Annotated in this window: 17 protein-coding genes, 1 tRNA gene and 1 CRISPR repeat array; of the genes, 8 read left to right on the top strand and 10 right to left on the bottom strand. The window is 41.1% G+C overall.

From position 1 onward, the window contains the following. Positions 1-240: 240 nt before the first annotated feature. The gene (locus ACR5KR_RS10030) at positions 241-555 is read left to right on the top strand and encodes a hypothetical protein (protein ID WP_448270153.1); all 315 of its coding nucleotides are present in this window, start codon (positions 241-243) and stop codon (positions 553-555) included. A gap of 141 nt (positions 556-696) precedes the next feature. Beyond that, positions 697-2,547 (top strand): GmrSD restriction endonuclease domain-containing protein, encoded by a 1,851-nt coding sequence (locus ACR5KR_RS10025; protein WP_448266393.1) that lies wholly within the window; start codon positions 697-699, stop codon positions 2,545-2,547. Between the two features lie 94 nt (positions 2,548-2,641). Here the strand turns inward: ACR5KR_RS10025 and ACR5KR_RS10020 are convergent, their stop codons facing one another. Further along, a complete protein-coding gene (locus ACR5KR_RS10020; protein ID WP_448266391.1) occupies positions 2,642-2,803 on the bottom strand; it encodes a hypothetical protein in 162 nt (53 codons plus the stop codon). A gap of 163 nt (positions 2,804-2,966) precedes the next feature. Here ACR5KR_RS10020 and cas12k point away from each other — a divergent pair, with 163 nt between their 5' ends. After that, a complete protein-coding gene (gene cas12k / locus ACR5KR_RS10015; RefSeq protein ID WP_448266389.1) occupies positions 2,967-4,868 on the top strand; it encodes a type V CRISPR-associated protein Cas12k in 1,902 nt (633 codons plus the stop codon). Between the two features lie 491 nt (positions 4,869-5,359). Next, positions 5,360-5,829: direct repeats of the CRISPR family, unit length 37 nt; unit sequence GTTTCAACAACCATCCCGGCTAGGGGTGGGTTGAAAG. A gap of 219 nt (positions 5,830-6,048) precedes the next feature. Here cas12k and ACR5KR_RS10010 read toward each other — a convergent pair. The 3 genes from ACR5KR_RS10010 to ACR5KR_RS10000 form a co-directional block, all read right to left on the bottom strand. Next, a tRNA-Ala gene (locus ACR5KR_RS10010) sits at positions 6,049-6,121 on the bottom strand. A 65-nt stretch (positions 6,122-6,186) separates the two neighbouring features. Beyond that, complete coding sequence (locus ACR5KR_RS10005; protein WP_445626712.1) at positions 6,187-6,915, bottom strand: HAD family hydrolase; 729 nt, start codon at positions 6,913-6,915, stop codon at positions 6,187-6,189. Next, on the bottom strand, positions 6,912-7,799 hold the full coding sequence (locus ACR5KR_RS10000) for a class I SAM-dependent methyltransferase (RefSeq protein WP_448266387.1): 888 nt from the start codon (positions 7,797-7,799) through the stop codon (positions 6,912-6,914). Before ACR5KR_RS10000 ends, ACR5KR_RS10005 begins: the two co-directional genes overlap by 4 nt. Before the next feature lie 311 nt (positions 7,800-8,110). Here ACR5KR_RS10000 and ACR5KR_RS09995 point away from each other — a divergent pair, with 311 nt between their 5' ends. Beyond that, positions 8,111-9,292: an RtcB family protein gene (locus ACR5KR_RS09995; RefSeq protein WP_445626714.1), complete on the top strand. Its 1,182-nt coding sequence runs from the start codon at positions 8,111-8,113 to the stop codon at positions 9,290-9,292. 307 nt (positions 9,293-9,599) lie between these two features. Here the strand turns inward: ACR5KR_RS09995 and ACR5KR_RS09990 are convergent, their stop codons facing one another. The 3 genes from ACR5KR_RS09990 to ACR5KR_RS09980 all read right to left on the bottom strand — a co-directional run bounded on the left by ACR5KR_RS09990 (position 9,600) and on the right by ACR5KR_RS09980 (position 12,895). Next, entirely contained in the window at positions 9,600-10,103 is a 504-nt protein-coding gene (locus tag ACR5KR_RS09990; RefSeq protein WP_448266385.1) for a hypothetical protein, read from the bottom strand. Positions 10,104-10,540: 437 nt separating this feature from the next. Further along, positions 10,541-11,431 (bottom strand): Rpn family recombination-promoting nuclease/putative transposase, encoded by an 891-nt coding sequence (locus tag ACR5KR_RS09985; RefSeq protein ID WP_445626716.1) that lies wholly within the window; start codon positions 11,429-11,431, stop codon positions 10,541-10,543. Positions 11,432-11,593: 162 nt separating this feature from the next. Continuing rightward, a complete protein-coding gene (locus tag ACR5KR_RS09980; RefSeq protein ID WP_448266383.1) occupies positions 11,594-12,895 on the bottom strand; it encodes a dihydrolipoamide acetyltransferase family protein in 1,302 nt (433 codons plus the stop codon). Positions 12,896-13,396: 501 nt separating this feature from the next. Here ACR5KR_RS09980 and ACR5KR_RS09975 point away from each other — a divergent pair. Beyond that, positions 13,397-13,924 carry a hypothetical protein gene (locus ACR5KR_RS09975; RefSeq protein WP_445626718.1) on the top strand — a complete coding sequence of 176 codons (528 nt, stop codon included), beginning with the start codon at positions 13,397-13,399 and terminating at the stop codon, positions 13,922-13,924. A gap of 103 nt (positions 13,925-14,027) precedes the next feature. On the opposite strand, the gene ACR5KR_RS09970 is transcribed toward ACR5KR_RS09975, so the two are convergent. Together ACR5KR_RS09970 and ACR5KR_RS09965 are read right to left on the bottom strand one after the other, a co-directional pair. Next, complete coding sequence (locus tag ACR5KR_RS09970; RefSeq protein WP_322670207.1) at positions 14,028-14,477, bottom strand: YlqD family protein; 450 nt, start codon at positions 14,475-14,477, stop codon at positions 14,028-14,030. 42 nt (positions 14,478-14,519) lie between these two features. After that, positions 14,520-16,496 carry an AMP-dependent synthetase/ligase gene (locus tag ACR5KR_RS09965; protein ID WP_448266380.1) on the bottom strand — a complete coding sequence of 659 codons (1,977 nt, stop codon included), beginning with the start codon at positions 16,494-16,496 and terminating at the stop codon, positions 14,520-14,522. 273 nt (positions 16,497-16,769) lie between these two features. Between ACR5KR_RS09965 and ACR5KR_RS09960 the strand changes: the two genes are divergently transcribed. Beyond that, positions 16,770-17,015: a hypothetical protein gene (locus tag ACR5KR_RS09960; protein WP_445626720.1), complete on the top strand. Its 246-nt coding sequence runs from the start codon at positions 16,770-16,772 to the stop codon at positions 17,013-17,015. A gap of 521 nt (positions 17,016-17,536) precedes the next feature. Here the strand turns inward: ACR5KR_RS09960 and ACR5KR_RS09955 are convergent. Next, the gene (locus ACR5KR_RS09955) at positions 17,537-18,508 is read right to left on the bottom strand and encodes an RsmB/NOP family class I SAM-dependent RNA methyltransferase (RefSeq protein WP_448266379.1); all 972 of its coding nucleotides are present in this window, start codon (positions 18,506-18,508) and stop codon (positions 17,537-17,539) included. Positions 18,509-18,693: 185 nt separating this feature from the next. Between ACR5KR_RS09955 and ACR5KR_RS09950 the strand changes: the two genes are divergently transcribed. Both ACR5KR_RS09950 and ACR5KR_RS09945 read left to right on the top strand, forming a co-directional pair. Further along, the gene (locus tag ACR5KR_RS09950) at positions 18,694-20,112 is read left to right on the top strand and encodes a DUF2157 domain-containing protein (protein ID WP_448266378.1); all 1,419 of its coding nucleotides are present in this window, start codon (positions 18,694-18,696) and stop codon (positions 20,110-20,112) included. Positions 20,113-20,289: 177 nt separating this feature from the next. Further along, positions 20,290-21,000: a GDYXXLXY domain-containing protein gene (locus ACR5KR_RS09945; protein ID WP_445626723.1), complete on the top strand. Its 711-nt coding sequence runs from the start codon at positions 20,290-20,292 to the stop codon at positions 20,998-21,000. The last annotated feature ends 369 nt before the right edge of the window (positions 21,001-21,369 follow it).

The raw sequence follows: 21,369 nt of genomic DNA, 5'->3' as shown, positions 1-21,369 counted from the left end.
CGCCCAAATTATGTAGCGCATATTTTACGAATGGCGGATAAACTCAACCAAATCAAAAAAATAGTCTTACCTCCTGACTTCCCTCAAGAATAATTTACTCGTGATCCGTGACTAAAATACTTGTGCTAAGAGCAGATATTTCTTAAGTTGAGGTCAGCAAGTATGGGTTTTGCGTGCAGTAGCTTGATGCCTCCACAATTCTCTATTGCTGTCACCTTTAGTAACTCACGAACGCTCAAGATGCAAACTGGGAGGCAATCCCACCAAAATAAACATCAAATTGATACCCTCTGTCAGTTGCCCCTAGAACCGATGGAGTATTGCCGTCGTTGGGTTACTCACGAACCAGGACGTAATTATCGCAAAGCTTGCATTAATGCGATCGCAGAAGTTACAGGTACTAGTCCAAAAACTGTTAAAGATTGGGGGACAGACTTTGGCCGACGGCCTAGATACGTTACCCGAATATTACGGCAAGCTGATTTAATCAATCAATTTAAGCAGCTAGTAGTAAGGGGAATTATTGTCTTACCTCCAGACTTTCCTCAAGATTAAGCATAAGCGATCGCTACTCACGACCAACTGCCCCAAAAACCCCTTGCTGTTACCCCAAAGAGAATCTTAGGCTGACATACGAAGTACTAGCTGTAACGAGTAGCCGCATTTTTCTTGATGACAAAAATGGCAGAACATCAAATGAACTCAATCTCTACCTTTGACATCACTAAATATTTTCTCCTCGATGTCATGAAAGACATTAAAACTGGACGTATCCAACTTCCAGATTTTCAACGAGATTGGGTTTGGGACGATATCCATGTGCGTCGTCTGCTTGCCAGCATATCTCTGGCTTACCCAATTGGCGCAGTAATGATGCTTCAGCAAGGCAACCAAAGCCAACAATTCAAACCCCGCCCGCTTGATGGGGTATTAAAACCAGAAAATTATGTTCCAAACCTACTAATCCTTGACGGGCAGCAACGTCTAACAACTCTGTTTATGGTGCTACTATCTCAACTACCTGTCACCATAAAAGACCAAAAAAGCCAAAAAAGTATTAAAAAGTGGTACTACCTGGATATCAAAAAATGCCTTGACCCAGAATGCGATCGCATTAAGGCAATCGTTGCCTTACCTGAATCCAAAATTATCCGAATTTTCTCACGTAACTTAATTGATTGTTCTACTGCTGAAAAAGAATATGAGGCGTTCTTGTTTCCTTTATCCAAGGTTTTCTCTTTTCCTGAATGGCGTAGCAAATTTTCTAGGTATTGGCGATACAATCCTCAAAAACTAGAACTAATTGATACTTTAGAACTAGAAATTGTGAAGAAATTTGAGCATTATCAAATACCTGTAATCCAATTACGTGACTCCTTACCAAAAGAAGGCGTTTGCCAAGTATTTGAGGATACAAATACTTCTGGCTGTGACCTCAATTACTTCGACTTAATGAGTTCCAGCTATTGCACTGCTGACTTCAGTCTGAGAGATGATTGGAAGCAGCGAAAAAACCGCTTCCAATCATTGAAAGTGTTGCGAAAGCTACGAAGCACTGATTTTGTACAAGCAGTTACTTTGGTAGCTGGCTACGTAAAGAGGATAGAAGCTTTAAAGCAAGGGTGGAATGTCGATAAATTACCAGGTGTTGCTTGTGGTCGTGCTGAAGTACTAAAACTCACCAAAGAAGAATATCAAAAATGGGCTGACCCAATTACCAGAGGTTTTGAAGAGTCTGCTCGTTTCCTTTATAGTCAAAAAATTTTTGATGCTGATGATTTAGCTTACCCCATTCAATTACTCATTCTCAGTGCAATTTTTACTGTTCTTGGAGAACGTTCCCGCTCTTTTCAGGTACGTTCTATGCTGGAACGTTGGTTATGGTGTGGGATGTTTGGTGAAATATATACACGCTGGTACGAGGCAAGAGCCGGGAGAGACGTTATAGAAGTAATAAATTGGTTAGCAGGTGGCTCACTTCCATTTACCATTGTTCAAGCGGATTTCTCCTTTGATAGGCTGATTAGCGTTAGAAAACGTTACGGCGCAGTGTATCAGGGTTTGGCAGCTTTATTACGACGCGAGGGGGCAATTGATTGGTGTACTGGGGAACAAATCAATGATGTGATTTATTTTGAAGAACAGATAGATTCGCACCACATCTTTCCAGTGGCATGGTGTCGCAAGCAGGGCATCGATCCCAAAAAGTATAACTGTTTGATTAACCGCACGCCTTTAAGTGCCAAAACGAACAAGAAGATTGGTAGTAAAGCACCTTCCCTTTATTTAGAAGAATTTGAACTTTCTGGGACATCAACAAAAAGGCTGGATGAAATGTTGCGATCGCACGCTATATCTCCAAAAAGTTTACAGCGAGATGACTTTGAAGCATTTTTCCAGATGCGGGCAAATAATTTGCTGACTCTAATTGGAAAGGCAATGGGCAAAAGTTTAAGTTTTGAATCCTTAAAGGATTTTGTTGGAGAGTATCATAACGACAATACCAATGAGTATAAGCTTCATCCCGAAATCATAAATAATTATTGAATTGAGCAATCACCGCCAAAATTGTTACTTCCCTCAACAGTATAAGTATTTTGACAGCAAACTAAATCGATAGCAAATGCGTCCCTCAATCCTTCTAGTGCTGTTTTTCAAAGGACTCTTTCTTTTTCAACCAGTCTCTAATCGCCTCCTCCAAGGCTGCTGTCTGTGTGACTTCCAGACGAGCGCAGGCGATTTCAAAAGCAATTTTTAAATCTTTAGGGACTCTCCCTCTAACCTCTCTAGTTTCTTCTGCCATCCTAATTTGAAGCTAAAGTTTGCGGCTTTTATTTTTGCACAGCCTCTTAGGAAAAAAACATTTGCGGCATTGCGCTATTGCGTAATTGCGCTATAGTAAAAAGGTAAAATACAGTAAAAACCCTATCAGTTTCATCGAATCTGCAAAGCTGAGGAAGGACACTATGAGCGTTATTACAATTCAATGTCGCTTGGTTGCTCAACAAGATACCCTCCGTCAACTGTGGGAACTGATGGCTAACAAAAATACACCACTTATCAATGAATTGTTGCTACAGGTAGGAAAGCACCCAGGATTTGAAACCTGGCTAGAAGAAGGCAAAATACCTACTGAATTACTCAAAACACTTGTTAACTCCCTCAAAACTCAAGAGCGTTTTGCTGATCAACCTGGACGCTTTTACACTTCTGCGATCGCTTTAGTGGATTATGTATATAAATCCTGGTTTGCGTTACAAAAACGCAGAAAATACCAAATAGAAGGGAAAGAGCGTTGGCTGAAAATGCTCAAAAGCGATCTAGAACTCGAACAAGAAAGTCAATGTAGCTTAAACGTAATTCGTACTAAAGCCAGCGAAATTCTTACCAAATTTACTCCCCAGTCCGAGCAGAATAGCAACCAGAAAAAGGGCAAAAAGACTAAAAAATCTACAAAGTCTAAAAAATCTTCACTTTTCCAAATTCTCTTAAACACTTACGGAGAAACACAAGACCCTCTTACTCGTTGCGCTCTCGCATATCTGCTCAAAAATCAGTGTAAAATCAGTGAACTCGACGAAGATCCAGAAGAATTTACTAGAAATAGACGCAAAAAGGAAATAGAAATTGAGCGATTAAAAGACCAACTTCAAAGTCGCATACCTAAAGGTAGAGATTTGACAGGAGAAGAGTGGTTAGAAACTTTAGAAATTGCTAGAGCTAATATACCTCAAAATGAAAAAGAGGCAAAAGCTTGGCAAGCAGCACTTTTAAGAAAAACTGCTGATGTCCCCTTTCCTGTGGCTTACGAATCTAACGAAGATATGACATGGTTAAAAAATGACAAAGGTCGTCTCTTTGTTCGGTTCAATGGCTTGGGAAAACTGACCTTTGAGATTTACTGTGATAAGCGTCATTTGCAGTGCTTTCAACGCTTTTTAGAGGATCAAGAAATTAAACGCAATAGTAAAAACCAACATTCAAGCAGTTTGTTCACTCTGCGTTCAGGAAGGCTTGCTTGGTTCCCAGGTGAGGGAAAAGGTAAAGTCTGGAAAGTAAATCAGCTGCATCTTTACTGCTCTTTAGATACTCGGATGTGGACTACTGAAGGAACTCAACAGGTAGTTGAAGAGAAAGTCACCACAATTACCAAAACTTTAACGAAGGTAAAACAGAAAAATGACCTCAAAGATCAACAGCAAGCTTTTATCACTCGTCAGCAATCAACGCTAGATCGAATTAATAACCCTTTCCCTCGTCCCAGCAAGCCTAATTATCAAGGTCAACCCTCAATCCTAGTTGGCGTTAGTTTTGGTTTAAAAAAGCCAGTCACAGTAGCGGTGGTAGATGTTGTTAAAAATGAAGTTCTAGCTTATCGCAGCGTCAAACAACTACTTGGTGAAAACTACAATCTTCTCAATCGTCAGCGACAACAACAGCAACGCCTATCTCACGAACGGCACAAAGCTCAGAAACAGAATGCGCCAAACTCCTTTGGTGAATCAGAGTTAGGGCAATATATAGATAGATTATTAGCAGATGCAATTATTGCGATCGCCAAAACCTATCAAGCAGACAGCATAGTTATCCCAAAACTCCGTGATATGCGTGAGCAAATCAGTAGCGAAATCCAATCCAGAGCAGAAAAGAAATGTCCTAGTTACAAGGAAGCTCAACAAAAATATGCTAAAGAATATCGTATAAGCATTCATCGCTGGAGTTACGGTCGATTAATTGAGAGTATTAAATCCCAAGCTGCAAAAGTCGGAATTTCTACTGAAATTGGTACACAGCCAATCAAAGGTAGTCCACAAGAAAAAGCGGGAAATTTAGCCATCTTTGCTTACCAAGAACGTCAAGCCGCTTAAATTTAATTCACTAATCCGAACCTAGAAAATATAATATTTTTATAACAGCGCCGCAGTTCATGCTCTTTTGAGCCAATGTACTGTGAAAAATCTGGGTTAGTTTGGCGGTTGTCAGACCGTCATGCTTTCTGACCCTGGTAGCTGCCCGCTTCTGATGCTGCTGTCGCAAGACAGGATAGGTGCGCTCCCAGCAATAAGGAGTAAGGCTTTTAGCCATAGTCGTTATTCATAACGGTGTGGATTACCACAGTGGTGGCTACTGAATCACCCCCTTCGCCGGGGGAACCCTCCAAATACTTTTTTGGCGTGTCAAAGCGGGGACAAAATCCCTGGAGTCCCGCCAAAACTTTAAAACCCTTATCCAGTCTTGACTTAAGAAACTAATGTGTCAATGCATTTAGTTTTTTAATTTGCAATTCGAGACTTTTTAAGCAGACCTGCCAAATTATGTGTATGGAAAGCTTTTATAGCAAGGGTTCTAGACGGGTAGAGTTTCAACAACCATCCCGGCTAGGGGTGGGTTGAAAGTACCCCCGGCATCTATTACGCCTTGGGGAAGGTTTTGTTTCAACAACCATCCCGGCTAGGGGTGGGTTGAAAGGCGCTGGATAGTTGCAATCTATCTCCCCACAGGGGTTTCAACAACCATCCCGGCTAGGGGTGGGTTGAAAGTTATCTTCAGGTATGCGTGGATGCTCCAGACGTGCTGCGTTTCAACAACCATCCCGGCTAGGGGTGGGTTGAAAGGCGCTGGATAGTTGCAATCTATCTCCCCACAGGGGTTTCAACAACCATCCCGGCTAGGGGTGGGTTGAAAGGTTAAAGTCCGCCTGTGACCATCAATCGTTTCGGTTTCAACAACCATCCCGGCTAGGGGTGGGTTGAAAGTACAAAATCTAACGCAGGAAATAGAGTATTTTGGAAGTTTCAATAACCATCCCGGCTAGGGGTGGGTTGAAAAAATAAGCAATAAAAACTATGTACTCGCACTAACCAGATTTTAAAATGGTTAAAGAGTATAACTAAGTTATTAGGCGGGTTGAAAGGAGTGCTGCGATCGTACAACAGTTGAAGTAGTGAGTTAAGTAGCGCAAAATTGTAATGACAAATAATTTGTCGATCTAAAAATTTTGACAAATATTGTGTCGCCACGGACAAATAATTTGTCGCTGTACACAAATGGAGAATAACGGATTCGAACCGATGACCTCTGCGGTGCGATCGCAGCACTCTACCAACTGAGCTAATTCCCCTTAATCGGTGCTAAGTCAAGAGTAATATTACTCATTAACTCAAAACACGATCGCCATAGATTATTCTAACATTCTGTTACCGATGGTTGAGGCTGTTTTTGGGAATAAACTTTTTGCACCCGTTCGAGTTCCAAATCACTGAGATAATCAACAGTCCAGTTACAGCAGCGTTGAAGCATGTGGAATGGATAAGTATTCGCTACACCAACAACTTGCATTTGCGATCGCTTCGCCGCTTCGATACCTGCTGGAGTATCTTCGATTGCCAGACATTCTTGTGGTTGGAGATTCAAGTCGGGATATTCTTTATTTAAGCGTTTTACTGCCAGTAGATAACCATCGGGTTCTGGTTTACTGGTAGTGATGTCATCACCTGCGACAATGATTTTAAAATGTTCAGCTAGTTTAGCGCGATTGAGTACCAGTTCTATTTCTGTGCGAATCGCGCCACTAACTAATCCTAGTTTCAGATTGCGCGACCGCACCTGATATATTAAGTCTTCTACACCTGGATATAAAGGCAGTTTCTTTATTTTTTCTAGTTCCACCGTATAAGCTTGGGCTTTGCGGTACAGCAACTGAGTTAAATAGTTTTCATTGGCTACTCTACCACGATTAGCGAGTAGCTGCTGAAAACAAGCGCGATCGCTGCGTCCTAAAGAAGCTTGACGCTCGCTCACCTTTTGGGGTTGGAGATTTTCTTCAATGAGAATCTCATCGATCAGTTGCAGGTGGATTGGCTCATCGTTAATGATGACACCATTAAAATCAAAGAGAACTGCCTTTAAACTCATGCCATTATGCCAAACGCTGGAGAACCAAGTCCCTCCAAATCATTATTATCTACTGATGTGGGAGTATAATGACGGACATTTTCGGTTGCTATTGGTTTTATGCCGCTAGTTACCTGATTTATCCACCATACATCCTGCGATCGCACTGCTTCAAATCCGGCTGCACCCATATTTGCTTCTGTACTACTAGCAGCATACTCACGAATATATGGCTCCTCAAAAACGTCATTGAGCCATTCTAACTGACGCAGAGTCTTCTGATTCCCATCTAGAATTAATACTTGTCCTCCAGTTACCAGCAACCGGAAGCTTTCTCGCAGAATTGCTAGGGACACCGCATCTGGTGTTTCATGGAATAGCAAAGAAGCTGTTACTAAGTCAAATGTTGCATCCCTCAAACCAGTTTTTTCAGCATTTCCATGTCGCCAAAGGATCTCCAAGCCAGCATTTCTAGCTTTATCTTCCGCCCTTACCAGCATATAGGGTGATAAATCCAAACCAATAACTTCCGCTTCGGGGAAAGCTTGTTTTAACATTAAAGTAGTGGAACCAGTACCGCAGCCTAAATCGAGTATGCGTCGTGGTTTCACCTGCACAGCATCAACTAAAGCTTGACGGACAATACTTTCATTAGGCGGTAGAACGTATTGAGTAACCGGATCGTAAGTAACTGCTGCATCGGAATTGAGATATCCACCAGCAATCCCGTGAAAGTTTTGATTACTGTAGTACGACGGAATTATGACATCATCTCGCCGATAGCGATCGCTCTCTTTTTCCCAATTAATACTATCAGCGTAACGCCGTAACCCATCTTCATCAATCAAAAGACGCACTACAGGGGATAAAAAACGTTCCCAGATTGTATCTTGACGCACTGCCATATTGTGTCAGAACTTTAAGGAGCTATTTAAACACAGTGATTTTCTTTACAAATTTTAATACATTAGAGAAACATTTGCTTTCTCCCTGTGGTGATAGATTGACGTTTGTAATCATTTTTGTTACATTTATAATACAAAGTTTAACTCCTAAAAGTAAGTTCTTCAGCTTCACGAAAATTCAAGGAGCCAAATGAAAGACAATACAACATATAAATTGCTACAACTAACTAGGTAATGGGTTATATGTCATACCGATAATTATCACTGCCCTATACCCAATCTAAAATTTAAAATCCAAAATAGAAAAAATTATGCCCTACGAAAAGTTAGAAATTACCACACCAGCACCCGTCTTATCTTGGGCAAATCACTCTTTGGGCCCAGAAGAAACCAAGATGGCCAAGAATGTGGCATCATTACCATTTGTATTTAAACACGTGGCATTAATGCCAGATGTTCACTTAGGAAAAGGTGCTTTAGTGGGTTCTGTAATTGCAACCAAAGAGGCAATTATCCCAGCTGCTGTCGGTGTAGATATTGGTTGCGGTATGAGCGCTATCAAAACAGCATTTACCGCCGAACAACTAGAAGGTAAACTAAAGAAAATCCGCCTAGATATTGAAGCAGCAATTCCGACTGGATTTAACGAAAATAAAGACGTTGAAAAATCCGTCAGCAATTGGCAACACTGGGATGATTTTAAAGAGTTGCATCGCGGCGTGCAAGACCTACAAAGTAAAGCTATGAAACAGATGGGTTCTCTCGGTGGAGGAAACCATTTTATTGAAGTGTGCCTCGATACAGAGAATCAAGTTTGGCTGATGCTGCATTCTGGTTCGCGTAACATTGGCAATAAACTTGCCCAGTGTCATATTCACACAGCCAGAGAATTAGCAAAAATGGCAGGTAATAAATTGCCTGACCCTGATTTAGCTCACTTTGTCGCTGGTACGCCAGAATTCCAGGCATATTGGCACGATTTACAATGGTCACAAAACTATGCGCGTGTCAACCGCGATGTGATGATGGCGCGTTTTAAGCACATAGTTGAGAAGCATCTCGCCGGTGGGAAGGCAACTAAACCTTTATTGCAGGTTAATTGTCATCACAATTATGCCGAAAAAGAAGTGCATTTTGACGAGGATGTATACGTTACTCGTAAGGGTGCAGTCCGCGCCCAGACTGAAGATTATGGGATTATTCCTGGTTCGATGGGGGCAAAGTCTTTCATCGTTAAGGGTAAAGGTAATGCCCATAGCTTCTGTTCTTGCTCTCACGGTGCAGGGCGTTTGATGTCTAGAAATAAGGCAAAAAATGTCTATACACTTGATGATTTGATCGAGCAAACAAATGGTGTAGAATGCCGCAAAGATGAGGGTGTGTTAGATGAAATTCCTGGTGCTTATAAGCCGATAGAACAAGTGATGGCAAATCAAGCGGATTTGGTTGAGGTTGTCGCCACACTCAAGCAAGTTCTTTGTGTGAAAGGGTAAATTAGATAGGGTGGGCAATGTCCACCTTTTTTATTTTTTAAACGCAAAGGCACGCGGAGGTAAGCGCAGAGATACGCTGAGGCATAAATGATTGTTTTAAGTGAATCGACTGAAGAAATAGAGCTATCTGCTAGCGCTAGCGAAAATAAATTAATGACTGAAACTGCCCAATTCTTACTTAATGTAGAGATTGTTGGGTGGTATTATTTATTTATTTATTAAAGTATAAATATATGATAAATTACTAGTGTTTATGGTAAGCTAAAAATATTATCCATTTACATCTTTATTAAACTCTTATATTTTTTCATTTGGGATAATTATTTGAATCATTGAAATACACTTTTGTTGTTTTTGAAGGGCACTTTAATACACCACTTGTGTACTCTGGTAAAGATAAATTTTTTCTAGAAAGATAGGCGGTATTATTCTCTTTGCAAATAACACTCACCATTTTCAGTTGCTTGCTATCAGGGACTTTAACTGCAAAAACAGCACCAACATATAAATTAAGTGTAAAGCCCGGAAAGCCCCAATGACCTTTACAAGCATCTTGAAATGCATAGACGAAAATACTATCAGTAATATAATTAATATTAGTGTTACTCTTAACATTTTGCGCTCTAGTGTAGTATCCATAACAGCTTTGTGGATCGCCAATAACCCAATCTTTGAATGATGGTTCTTGTCCTTTCTGATCGGTAATTATCACAAAACTTTTCTGCTTTGCAAAAACAGCTTCTTGAGTAGTAATCATTGATATTAACTTTTTTTTAGCGTTGATAGTTATTCTGTCTATCTTTTCATTCATCGCTTGGTTTCCACCGTCTTCACTTGAGCATCCAGTCAAGAACAAGCTCAGGAAAGCAATACTAAAAATTAATAATTTATAAGGCGAATAAATAATTTATTTTTAGCCATAAAAAGTAATTACTAACAAAAGTAGAGATAAATAGTTTCTAGTCAAGCACTCGATTACCAGAGTGTCTGACTAGAAAATTTATTTAAATTTTAACTAGGTTATAACAAAAATGTCATTATTACCAATTGTTGGTCTAATTGAAGTGAAGACTCAACAACTAAGTTTATACGGCAATTTAGAGCAAGCTAGAGGATGGTTTCATCAGAGCAAATGGCAAAATTAAAAGCAGAGTATCGTCAAAAAATGCAAGCAGAAGCAACCGAGCAAGGAGCTAGGTACGAAAATTTGACTTTTTTTGGAACTGGTAGAAAGGTTTAGAGCAAACTCTAATTTTCTATTGTATTTAGCCAATTCATTAAATCAGCCTCACTGGTAAAATCCAGTAATACTTCACCCAAGTTTTCTAACTGAGCTAGGGACAACTCTTGCAAGCGAGATTGTAACTGAGAATTAATTGAACCAAGCCGACGAGTTAATAGACGCATCACTAGCCTCAGCTCTGATTGCCTTCCTTGTTCAATACCTTGTTCAATACCTTGTTCAATACCTTGTTCAATGCCTCGTTGTCTCCCTTCTTGAAGTCCTTCTTGGAGAATTTCTTGATAAATGGCAGATTCTCTCATATCTTCTCTCCTCAAAAACTGACGAATTAGTTCTGGCTCGAATACCAATCCTGCTAGAAGTTGGGTACACACCGAGATACTCTGCTTGGTGGCTTCTTCTTCAATCATACTCACCTGAACTGCTATCTGTTGAAGTAACCTTTGAGGAGAATCTGTTCGCGCTAAAGTTGCCAGAGGTAATAAACCAGGGGATAACAATAAGGGTTCTGGATCTTGTTCCCAAATTCGGATGATGCGGTAACGGTGGATAGTATTGCGGGCAGTAAATTGATCTACAAAGACAGCTTCTGAAGTTGTCGGTTTAAGAAAAATTACTATCTGCTCGATATCACAATTGTATTGTCGATATAGGCGCACCCAATAGTCCAACATCCGCAGTGGCAAGGGTGGAGTCGATGCTGGTAAAGTTTGAAACTCTAAATGCAGTATTTGATTGGCAGTTTGCAAAAAAGTTACAGAATCGGCACGAATTGGTTCTTGATTTAATTCTGTTTTGAGAATCTGGATATCCGTTGCTTCAGATGCAAGTAAGTAGCGGATAAAATCTTCTGGATACTGCTCAACCAAATATTTCAGGGTGTTGTCGTATGTCACTGTGATATCAGTTTGGACATAAACTCATGTAGAGACGTAATATCGCTACATAGTTTGTCCATCAAAAATTTAAGTCTAAGTATTGTTTGTTGTTAGCGCTACTCTACGAAAAACTGCTGTTCGCTCATAGCGCTAACATTTAAATTTGGTGTTTTTTCAAAACTACAGTGTCAAAGATTGAGGATTTGTCTCAATCAATTTTGCTAAATCTTGTAAGAACGCCGCAGCATGGGCACCATAAATAATCCGGTGGTCAGAAGTAATATTCACCTGCATTTGTTGTCGCACGCCAAATAAACCGTCAAGTGCTGCTACCACTTGCGGGCGGGATGCCCCGATCGCTAAAATTGAGCCTTGTCCAGGCGGCAAAATCGCATCAAATTTATCTACGCCAAACATCCCCAAATTGGACAGGGTGAAAGTACCACTGTTGTATTCTTGGGGCTGTAATTGTTTTGTCCTAGCACGTTCTACCAAAGACTTCCAAGTACGCGATAGAGAATATATATCCACTGCGTCTGCATTTTGCAGCACAGGTGTAATCAATCCGCCATCATCCATCGCTACTGCTACGGAAATGTTGATATCAGAATGATAAACAATACCTTGGTCTGAGTAGCTAGCATTTAACAATGGGTGTTTTTGCAATGTCACTGCTACAGCTTTCGCCAGTAGCGCTGTCATTGTCACACCTTTGGATTTAATTTGTTTATAAAGTTTGTCTAACCCATCGGTGGTAATTGTATAACCAACACGGAAGACGGGCACGGATATGGTGGCTACCATGTTCCGCACTACGGCATTTTGGAAGGTAGTTAAAGGTACAGTTTGACCAGGAACAGCCGCTGCCACGGGTGCGGGTGCTGGTGTCCGAGGTACTGGGGGCGCAGCTGGAGTGCTGGTTGGTACAGGTGCGGGTGGAGCAACTGGGGCAGGTGCAGGTTGCTTGCCTTTATTAGACAATGCTTCTACATCTTCGGCGACAATGCGTCCGTGGGGGCCACTGCCTTGAAGTGTAGTTAAATCAACTTTGAGTTCTTTGGCTAACTTGCGGGCACGGGGTGAAGCTACAAGCCTTCCTTCTTTGTGGTTAGACCCGTTTTGAGACGCTAAGGCGGGTGTTGCGGCTGAGGCTGTGGCAGCAACTGGTTCAGGGGAAGAGGTAGGAGTAGCAGCCGCGCTGCCAGAATTGGCAAGAGATTTCGCCTGTTCAATTTCAGCTTCCGTTTCAGCGATGAAGGCGATCGCAGATCCTACCGGGGCAGTTTCACCAGCTTCAACTATAATATGGGCAAGAAATCCTTCATAGAAGGTTTCTACATCCATATCTGCCTTATCTGACTCTACAACCACCACTGTTTCGCCTTTTTCCACTTTGTCCCCTGGCGATTTCACCCAGGAGACGATTTTGCCTTCCGTCATAGTGGAACTCAGCGCCGGCATAAATACTTCGTGAATGCTCATAGGGTGGTTTGGAAATCAATGGTTTATGGACTTTAACAGTTTTTATCAGATCGAATTGTATCTTGGTGGGAGAGTTTTAGACTGTTTATATTTTAGTTGGGGATTGGGCAAAACAGTTCCGTTAGCGGATAGCTAAGGTTTAGCCCGTGCTGAGTAAGGAAGTGAGATTCGCCACTCAGAACTGGGCACTCAGCACTGGGCACTCTTGAGGGGCATTGGTTATTCACTAATGACTAATAACTTTAGGAACCTAAATATAGCTTAGAGGTCTATAATACAGAACTATCCTCAATCGGTTAGCCAAAATCTCGATCTCGTTTTAGTCATTGACTTGCAAAAACCAGCACGAGTTTCTCACAGATAAAATGGGATTGCTATTTAATATTTTTGATAACCACTACTTAAGATACACGAGCTTCTCACGGATAGAGGATATGGGATGTAGTTCAATCTAGAATTCAAAATTGGTAATAAACCTATTTGAAATTCCTGTTTACTTTTATGTCGGCAAAGCTGAAATTCTTTTTGATTGTGATATTAAGTATCTCTGCCACGGCTGGTGCTGGAGTTTATATTATCCAGCACCAGCAATCTGCACCGATTGTTGAGACTAGTGATGAGCAAACCCAGCACATGGGAGGAATACATCAGTCTCAGGAAGTTGCAGCATTCTCAGAGCGTTCCGATTATCAAACTATACCTTTAGAAAAACTTAACTCTTCTCTTCAAGGCAGTAATCCTACTACCCTCGCCCTGAATGCCTTTGAGGAGATAGCAGTGGGAGGATCGCAAAAGATAGAGGTAGTTTATCCCCAACCAAATCAGGCGTTAGTGACGATTACGCAAATCAAGCGGGGTAATAATTCAGTTGGGACGGTTAAATATCGAGCAAAGATGACAACCTTTGGGCGATCGCTTTTTATTAGCTCACCTCCAGTGTGGCAAATCGTTTGGGCTGGCTCCCAGGTGGAATGTTGGGCTGGGAGCCGCTCTCACACTAACACTAAGTTAAATCATATCTGTCATTAGTCACTTGTACTGAGCGTCTTGCCCTGAGCGAAGTCGAAGGGAGTCGAAGTATTGGTCATTGGTCAGAAAACAAATGACAAAGGACAAATGACAAATGACAAATTTAAATGTCGCCGCGAATTTCTTCGACAACGCCATCGCGCAGAACGATTTCGACTTGCATTTTGCTAATTAGGTTATCACCGATTTCCACCCGAAAAAAGCCTTCCATTTGGAATTGGTTGACTTCTTGATCTTGCTGGAGAAACTGCACTTGCTGGAGGTTTTGCAGCAATTGATTTTTTTGCTCTAAAAATTCACTTTTCTTTTGATTGACTTGGAGTTGGATATTGTCAATTTGTTGGAGGGTCTGGGGGCCAGGTGGTTGCAGACTCTGCTTTTGAATTGCTGCGATCGCTCTTTGTCCTTCAACGTCTAGCTGTTGCAGTTGCTGATCGAGTTGATTGATTTGCGCTTGCAGCTGCTGTTGTACTTCCTCTTTCCAGAGGGGAGTCACAATAACTTTGACGTTAACGACGCGTTTGAGAAGCAAATTAGATTTGGAGACATCCATAAATATTTCACGTTCACTCTTTACAGTTAGCAGGTGGAATGATCAGGCAAACATGCCGTCAATAATATCGCGATAGCGTTCCGTGACGACATGTCGGCGAACTTTTAGTGTTTGTGTCATCAAGCCATTTTCGATGGAAAACGGTTCCAGGATGAGTTTAAACGTTCCGATGCGGTCATCCGGTCGATAGCCTGGACGATTTTGGACTTCCCGATTCAATTCTTGGCGAAATAAATCCTGGATCATTCTACTCTCCAAGTCAATTTTTTGACTATCTGAGGAAGTCACTTGATTATTGGGCGTATCCAGCGTTAAATTCTGACTTGCTGCCCATTTTTCTAAGGCTTCGACATTGGGGACTATTAAGGCTCCCAAGCTGCGCCGATCTTGACCGATGAGCATAATTTGATCGATGTATGGCGATCGCAAACACGCATCTTCAATCGGCTGTGGCTCGATGTTTTCCCCGTTAGTCAATACAATCGTATCCTTAGACCTGCCAGTCAGCACTAAATCGTCTTGTGGTGTCAGCCAACCCAAATCGCCGCTATCAAACCAACCCTCAGCGTCAATTGCTTTGGCTGTCGCTTCCGGATTTTGGTAATAGCCTTGCATAATCTGCGGGCCTCTCAACAATACTAAGCCTCGCTTCTCTATTGGTAAAGGCGCTTTTGTCTCCGGATCGACGATTTTAGCTTCTGTCGCCGGGAGTGGTAGCCCTGATGCGCCAATCAAATTCCGCCAAGGACGCCGTACATGGGTGACAGGAGAAGTTTCTGTCAAGCCATACCCTTGTAAAATCTGCACGCCAATAATTTCAAAGAAATTATCTATGTGTTTGGGAAGTGCGCCACCACCGCTAATCATCTGCTTAACTTGTCCTCCTGTGGCTTCCCGAACTTTGGCGTAAACCAGTCGTTCTCCCAAGGCATGGAGGGGTAATAAAGCTGATGCTTGGATCTTAGCTGCTAATCGTTCGGCGGCTGAAGCATGAAGATTATTTAAATCCAATCCCTGAGCAGTTCGCTGCGCTTTGATATATTTGTCGCTAATGCCTAATAAAAATTTAATTAGGCGTTGCTTGTTGGCTGGTTGTTCCCGGAACTGCTTTTGCACTCCTTCATAAATCGACTCCCACAGGCGGGGTACACCGACCATGTAATTGGGTTTAAATTGTCTCAAATCCCCTTTTACAGAGCGCAAGTTGGTATAAACTTGCGTACAACCTTGAGATAGTAGGTAATATTCTACAGTTCGTTCATAACTGTGCCACGAAGGCAAAATACTGAGAACTATATCGCCAGGGTTTGGTTGCAATACTGTGCCAAAAGTGATCACTTGGTGCATCAAGTTACTATAAGACAGCATTACACCCTTGGGTTTACCCGTAGTGCCAGAGGTATAAATTAGAGTTGCCAGAGCGTCACGATTTTGCTTGACTGGCACAAAATTATGATTTTTCCCGATTTCGAGCAACTGTGAAAAGTTGAGTACCTTTAGGGTTTCGTCTGTTGGTGGTGCTTCATCGGAAAGTAAGATGACTACTTGAATTGGTAAATCTTTGAGACGATCTTGGAGTTTTTTAAGTGTTTTTAAATCTTCAACGACGATCGCTGTACTGCCGCTATTAGTGATAATAAACAGCAATTCTTCTTTTTCGGCTTGGGAACTACGCACCGCATCAACGCCTCCAGCAGTCATGATGCCTTGATCGGCAATGAACCACCGAGGACTGTTGTCAGCAATTAAGGAAATGCGATCGCCTACCTTTACTCCCAACGCTTGTAACCCAGCAGCAAATAGTTGCATTTGCTCTACCAACTGGGTATAAGTAATCACTACTTCTGGTTTAGCATGAGGATTGCGGAGAGCGACAATATCACCAAATCGTTGAGCTGCCAAAGGCCAAATTTCTGGTAATGATTCCACATTTGTGTAATCTACCAACCGCTTTAATGCCTCACGTTCTCGCTCACTGATGTTAGATAAAAAAGAAGACGCGGTTTGGGTTGTTGACATAACACCTTACTTAAAGATTTTAAACTGATTATTTTCCAGCTTATTTTGTTATTTTGCTACAATAACCAACCTTATTATCCACATACCTTTCTGTGTACGATCATTCCAGGAATTCCACGTTTATATTTACAAAAATTTATGTTAAAGTTAATTTACATAGAGTGCAAGCAATGATTGGTTTGCATCTAAAAAGAGCGATGTCTATGACGGGTGGTTCCTGAGCGCAGCCGAAGGACTACGCCTACGCCTATGTTTCAAAGGAGATGATTACCTATGAATTTTATCGACGGTATAATGCTAACGTTGCTCAATATTGTTGCTTGCATAACGTTCCCGAAGATTTTAGCTATCTTTTTGGCTGAGAAAACCAAACTTACTGAAACATTGGCGAATGGTTCCAAATTACAAACAGCCAAAATTCAACTTACAAGTTTTCCTTATTGTACAGCTTACCAATTGACAGGTAGCCAATACTGCAAATTCAGTCCTGATTTTTGTGCTAGCTGTTCTCCAAATTGATGGACTATTCGCGAGGAATTTTTCCTCGGTACTTCCGAAAACCAGCAATTCAATTAATTCTTCAACACATATTCATTCTCATTTCGACAGCTTGAAATCCCCGACTTCTTGAAGAAGTCGGGGATATTTTTGTTCGTAACTCCTGGAAGGATTACTAAACCTCGTTTATATTTAGATTTTCTTGGTTACATTTGTCTGTGTAACAGACTCTTTAAGAGGTTGTTTGAAAAGTGGTTGGCTGTGATTAAAATCACATTATTACCCCCCTTGGAAAGGGGGAAAACTAGAAAATCTAGTTCCCTCCCCTTTATAAGGGGAGGGTTAGGGTGGGGTAAAAAAATATTTGATACATCAATCATGACTTTTCAAACATGCTCTAAGAAACTCGCAGCGATTTGCTTCAACATCAAACATTAAACCAGCTGGATATAGTATTAGTCGATAACTATAAGGCGCATATTGATACAAGGTATTAAGATTTTCAAAGTTTACATATTGTTACAATTTAAATGCGTAACAGCTTAACTTGACTTTTTCAAGTTTTGGTAGATATACACCGAAGAAATTGTATTTATATCTACTTGTTTAAGCTCAAATTTATCTTCATTAGTATTTTGAAACAGAACTGTAAATGCACCCGCACCTAACCTATCTTGAGGAAACATCCGATAACAAGGAATTGTAGTTAAATGCGATTGATATTCGGCTAAATTACTAATTTCTATCGCTTGAAACTGAGGAAATCGTTCTAAAAACCATTCGCAAACTTGCTCATTTTCTTCAGACGAATACGTGCAAGTCATATAAGCAAGATAGCCTTGCGATGAAACAATTTTAGCAGAGTTAGCTATAATGCGCTTTTGCCGATTTGCACTCTTGTTAATAGCAGTTGGGTGAAAACATCCGGGTGCTTTTTCACCTTTGGCAAGTAAAGATTGTCCAGTACACGGAGCATCTACTATGACTAGATTGCTAGAGCCAGGAAACATTTCGGCAAATATGCTCGAATCTCGATTAACTACCGCGCTAGGGCTAACCTGGCAACGCTTCAAATTAGAAATTAGCATTCCCAGACGTTTGCCAATTACTTCATTGCTGATGAGCAATTCAGGTTTTAAAGCTCTCCAAGCAAAGATACTTTTACCTCCTGGTGCGGCACACATATCAAAAACTAAACGCACAGACTCAGGAATAGCTAACAAAGTACTAGCTGCAAACACCGAAGAAAAATCTAAACAATAGAAATATCCTTTTTCATGCAAAGGATGTTTACCAGGTTTTTCTCCCAGAGATAAGCGGTCTATAAATTGTGGTTGCCAAGCGGTTGGTGTTTCCACTGCAAAAGGCGAGATATCTGGTTTTTCATAACACCAAAGAATAGTAGGTGAAAAAGGCTGAGGATTCATTAAAGCCTCAATAAATTTTTCTTGCTCATCTAGATTAGCGAACAAACGCCGCGAGAGTTTAAGTAATAAATTAGAAGGTTTTTCCATGTAGATGATGAATTATCAATTACAAATTACAAATTACGAATTACGAATTAGTACGTTGTATCTAAATCAAAATCAAACTGTTACACAAGAACAATGTAATTAAGGCTTTTGGCTTCATACTCAAAATATAATGACCGCCATTGGGAACGCAATGGCCAAGCTACCCCACTGCACCGGAGAAGGTCATGTTTTTAGATAGTTTTCAGGAAAAATTACGCAAAGAAGCACAACTATGGAGGGATGAAGGATTAATTAGTTCTTCGCAGTATGAGCAGATAGCAGAACGTTATCAATTTAAAAACCTGGAAGCTGCTGCACGCGATCGCAATAAGGCAATAGCGATCGCTATCGGTAGCATACTTTTATGCTTAGGCATAATTACCTTTGTATCAGGAAACTGGCAGGGAGGATCGCGAGAAGTCAAAATTATTTTGATGATGAGTTTGTTTTTTGCGATCGCCATCACTGGATTTTACAGTTGGAGGCCACCTGAAGGAAAGAAACCAGAACGAAGCAAACGCCTACTGGGAGAAGGGTTGCTTATTTTAAGCGCCTTCATCTTCGGTGCAAATTTACTGCTGATGGCCCAGATGTTCAATATCATCGGTTCAGTTTCCCAACTGTTTCTCGCCTGGGGATTTGGTGTTGTGGTCATGGCCTTCAGTTTGTCTTTAAATTCTTTAGGAATTCTGTCAATTATCCTTGTGGAAATCGGCTACTGGACTGGACTAGAAGACTTATGGTACGCTTCAGGAGAGTTAACTTGGTCGCGGTTAGTAGTGCAGCATCTGCCTTTGTTGGCATGGCTGGTATTTGTACCCTTAGCCTACTTCTGTCGTTCCCGTTGGATTTTTGGTCTAGCAGCTTTTGTTTTTGCTAGTTCCTTACAAGCTAACCTTAATCCACTGCCATTGCTGAATTATGCTGATATAGCCCCTTGGGTGGCATCTTTTGCTTTTGCACTGCCACCTGCATTATTCTGGAGTTATGATGATTTACTCTTTCCAACCATAAATTACAGGTTGTTTCAATATCTAGCCCGTAATTTAGCGTTGTTAAGCTTTGGCATCGTCTTTTACGTTTTGTCTTTTCGTTGGGTCTGGGAATCTCCAGATTATAGTTATAATCAGCCAACGAATTTGACAAACTTATTCGAGTCTCTGCCAATCATCGATTTGGGGATTCTCAGCGGCTTGGCGGTATTACAATGGTTGTTTCTACTGCGCCAAAGAAATAATCCTCCGCGCCGCGAAGTGATTTTCACAACTGCTGTCATTAGTACATTTCTTGTCTTTATTGCAATAGTACCTTTTTGGCATCAAACTATCAGCCGGATTGATGAACTTGGCATTTTTATTTTCAATGTACTTCTTGCAACACTAGCCTGGGGACTAATTCAAGAAGGATTGAAATTAAGCAACAGAATTTCCTTTTGGGGCGGTATGCTGTTAGTAACACTGCAAATTATCAGTCGCGTGCAGGAGTACGACACCGACTTACTTTTTAGGTCGCTAGTCTATGTCCTGTGCGGTTCTGCTTTAATTAGCGCTGGACTCTGGTTTGAACGCCGCCTACCTGGTGGTAGCTCTGCAAGTAAAAAGTAGGGCAAATTTTAGATTTTGAATTTTAAATTTTAGATTGAATAAAAAATCTAAAATCCAAAATCCAAAATCCAAAATTGAGAACTCTCTGTGCGTCAAAATTTTTAAAGTTTCTCTGCGTTAGTCCTAATCTCGTTACTTTTAACCTCTTCAAGACCTCTGCTTTTTAGGACTACGCTCATGACTAATACTTCTTCTGAATCTAAGAATAAACCCTTGTCTCCGGAAGCTGAATTTTCCAGTAAGGTGACTTTTCGGGATTACTTGATTGCTACTGAACAAAAATCGAATAAGCCCTTACCTTTTTGGCGGTTACTTGCTCCCCTAGCGCTGCAAACAGGGTTAATTATGGCAGTACCAGCCCAAGCAGTTTATACAGATGTAACAGGTAAGACGGTGATTTTGCAAACCGTACCTGTAGACCCTAATAATGCGATCGCAGGTAACACCTTAGCCTTAGATTACAACATATCCCGTACCTCAAATTTGAGCAGACTACCTGGCTGGCAAACATTAGTCAGCAAAGGTCGGGGAAGTGGCAGAAGATTGCCTGAAGGAACTAATATATATGTGACTTTGCAAGAGCAATTCTCTTCTGGTCGCGGTGTTCCTAGAGCTTGGAGACCATTACGAGTAAGTAGCGATCGCCCCACAACTCTTAGAGCTAATCAGGCAGCCTTAAAAGGTGTTTATCAGGATGGTTCCGTTAACTACGGCTTAGAAACATATTACATCCCAGAAAACCAACGGCAACAGATTCGCAACGACTTACAAACCCAACGCGCCCGCAGAGGACAAGTACCACCGATTGTGGTCAAGGCAAAAGTAGACCCACAAGGAAAGGCAGTGCCAGTTAGTATGTGGGTGCGCGATCGCAACTATCGCTTTTAAGCTGTTAGGTAAAGCGTGTAAATATGCAAGCTTTGTCTCTAAAGTTCTGAGCGCCCCAAGTCAGCGCTCAGAATTTTCTGTTTGTCATTTGTAAATACAAATGACAAACAAAGAAGTTAATTTTAATACTTGAAGCTGAGTTAACTCTAAGTTATAGTTGCACTTCAAGACCGTCAACTTTTTATGTACAATCACTTACGCCGAGAGTTACAAAACATCCATAATTTTATAGTCTGCACATTAGATTGTCACGCGATCGTTAAAATATAAAGAATACGTAAGTAACACTACTCTTATATAAATTTTTCAACAACAAACATGAAAATAATATAAAGATTTTTATTAAATTATAGAAATCTAAGTAAATTT

It is taken from the genome of Nostoc sp. DSM 114159 (genome assembly GCF_053470285.1).
Note: the sequence above shows the minus strand (reverse complement) of the source record. Positions and strands in the feature narration are given on the sequence as shown.

What these genes read in the sequence shown, in the direction of transcription:
- ACR5KR_RS09970 (WP_322670207.1), bottom strand. Translation starts at nt 14,477, where the DNA reads ATGGATGTCTCCAAATCTAATTTGCTTCTCAAACGCGTCGTTAACGTC.
- ACR5KR_RS10020 (WP_448266391.1), bottom strand. Translation starts at nt 2,803, where the DNA reads ATGGCAGAAGAAACTAGAGAGGTTAGAGGGAGAGTCCCTAAAGATTTA.
- ACR5KR_RS09960 (WP_445626720.1), top strand. Translation starts at nt 16,770, where the DNA reads ATGAATTTTATCGACGGTATAATGCTAACGTTGCTCAATATTGTTGCT.
- ACR5KR_RS09965 (WP_448266380.1), bottom strand. Translation starts at nt 16,496, where the DNA reads ATGTCAACAACCCAAACCGCGTCTTCTTTTTTATCTAACATCAGTGAG.
- ACR5KR_RS10030 (WP_448270153.1), top strand. Translation starts at nt 241, where the DNA reads ATGCAAACTGGGAGGCAATCCCACCAAAATAAACATCAAATTGATACC.
- ACR5KR_RS09990 (WP_448266385.1), bottom strand. Translation starts at nt 10,103, where the DNA reads ATGAATGAAAAGATAGACAGAATAACTATCAACGCTAAAAAAAAGTTA.
- ACR5KR_RS09980 (WP_448266383.1), bottom strand. Translation starts at nt 12,895, where the DNA reads ATGAGCATTCACGAAGTATTTATGCCGGCGCTGAGTTCCACTATGACG.
- ACR5KR_RS09995 (WP_445626714.1), top strand. Translation starts at nt 8,111, where the DNA reads ATGCCCTACGAAAAGTTAGAAATTACCACACCAGCACCCGTCTTATCT.
- ACR5KR_RS10025 (WP_448266393.1), top strand. Translation starts at nt 697, where the DNA reads ATGAACTCAATCTCTACCTTTGACATCACTAAATATTTTCTCCTCGAT.
- ACR5KR_RS10005 (WP_445626712.1), bottom strand. Translation starts at nt 6,915, where the DNA reads ATGAGTTTAAAGGCAGTTCTCTTTGATTTTAATGGTGTCATCATTAAC.
- ACR5KR_RS10000 (WP_448266387.1), bottom strand. Translation starts at nt 7,799, where the DNA reads ATGGCAGTGCGTCAAGATACAATCTGGGAACGTTTTTTATCCCCTGTA.
- ACR5KR_RS09975 (WP_445626718.1), top strand. Translation starts at nt 13,397, where the DNA reads ATGTCGGCAAAGCTGAAATTCTTTTTGATTGTGATATTAAGTATCTCT.
- ACR5KR_RS09950 (WP_448266378.1), top strand. Translation starts at nt 18,694, where the DNA reads ATGTTTTTAGATAGTTTTCAGGAAAAATTACGCAAAGAAGCACAACTA.
- ACR5KR_RS09945 (WP_445626723.1), top strand. Translation starts at nt 20,290, where the DNA reads ATGACTAATACTTCTTCTGAATCTAAGAATAAACCCTTGTCTCCGGAA.
- cas12k (WP_448266389.1), top strand. Translation starts at nt 2,967, where the DNA reads ATGAGCGTTATTACAATTCAATGTCGCTTGGTTGCTCAACAAGATACC.
- ACR5KR_RS09955 (WP_448266379.1), bottom strand. Translation starts at nt 18,508, where the DNA reads ATGGAAAAACCTTCTAATTTATTACTTAAACTCTCGCGGCGTTTGTTC.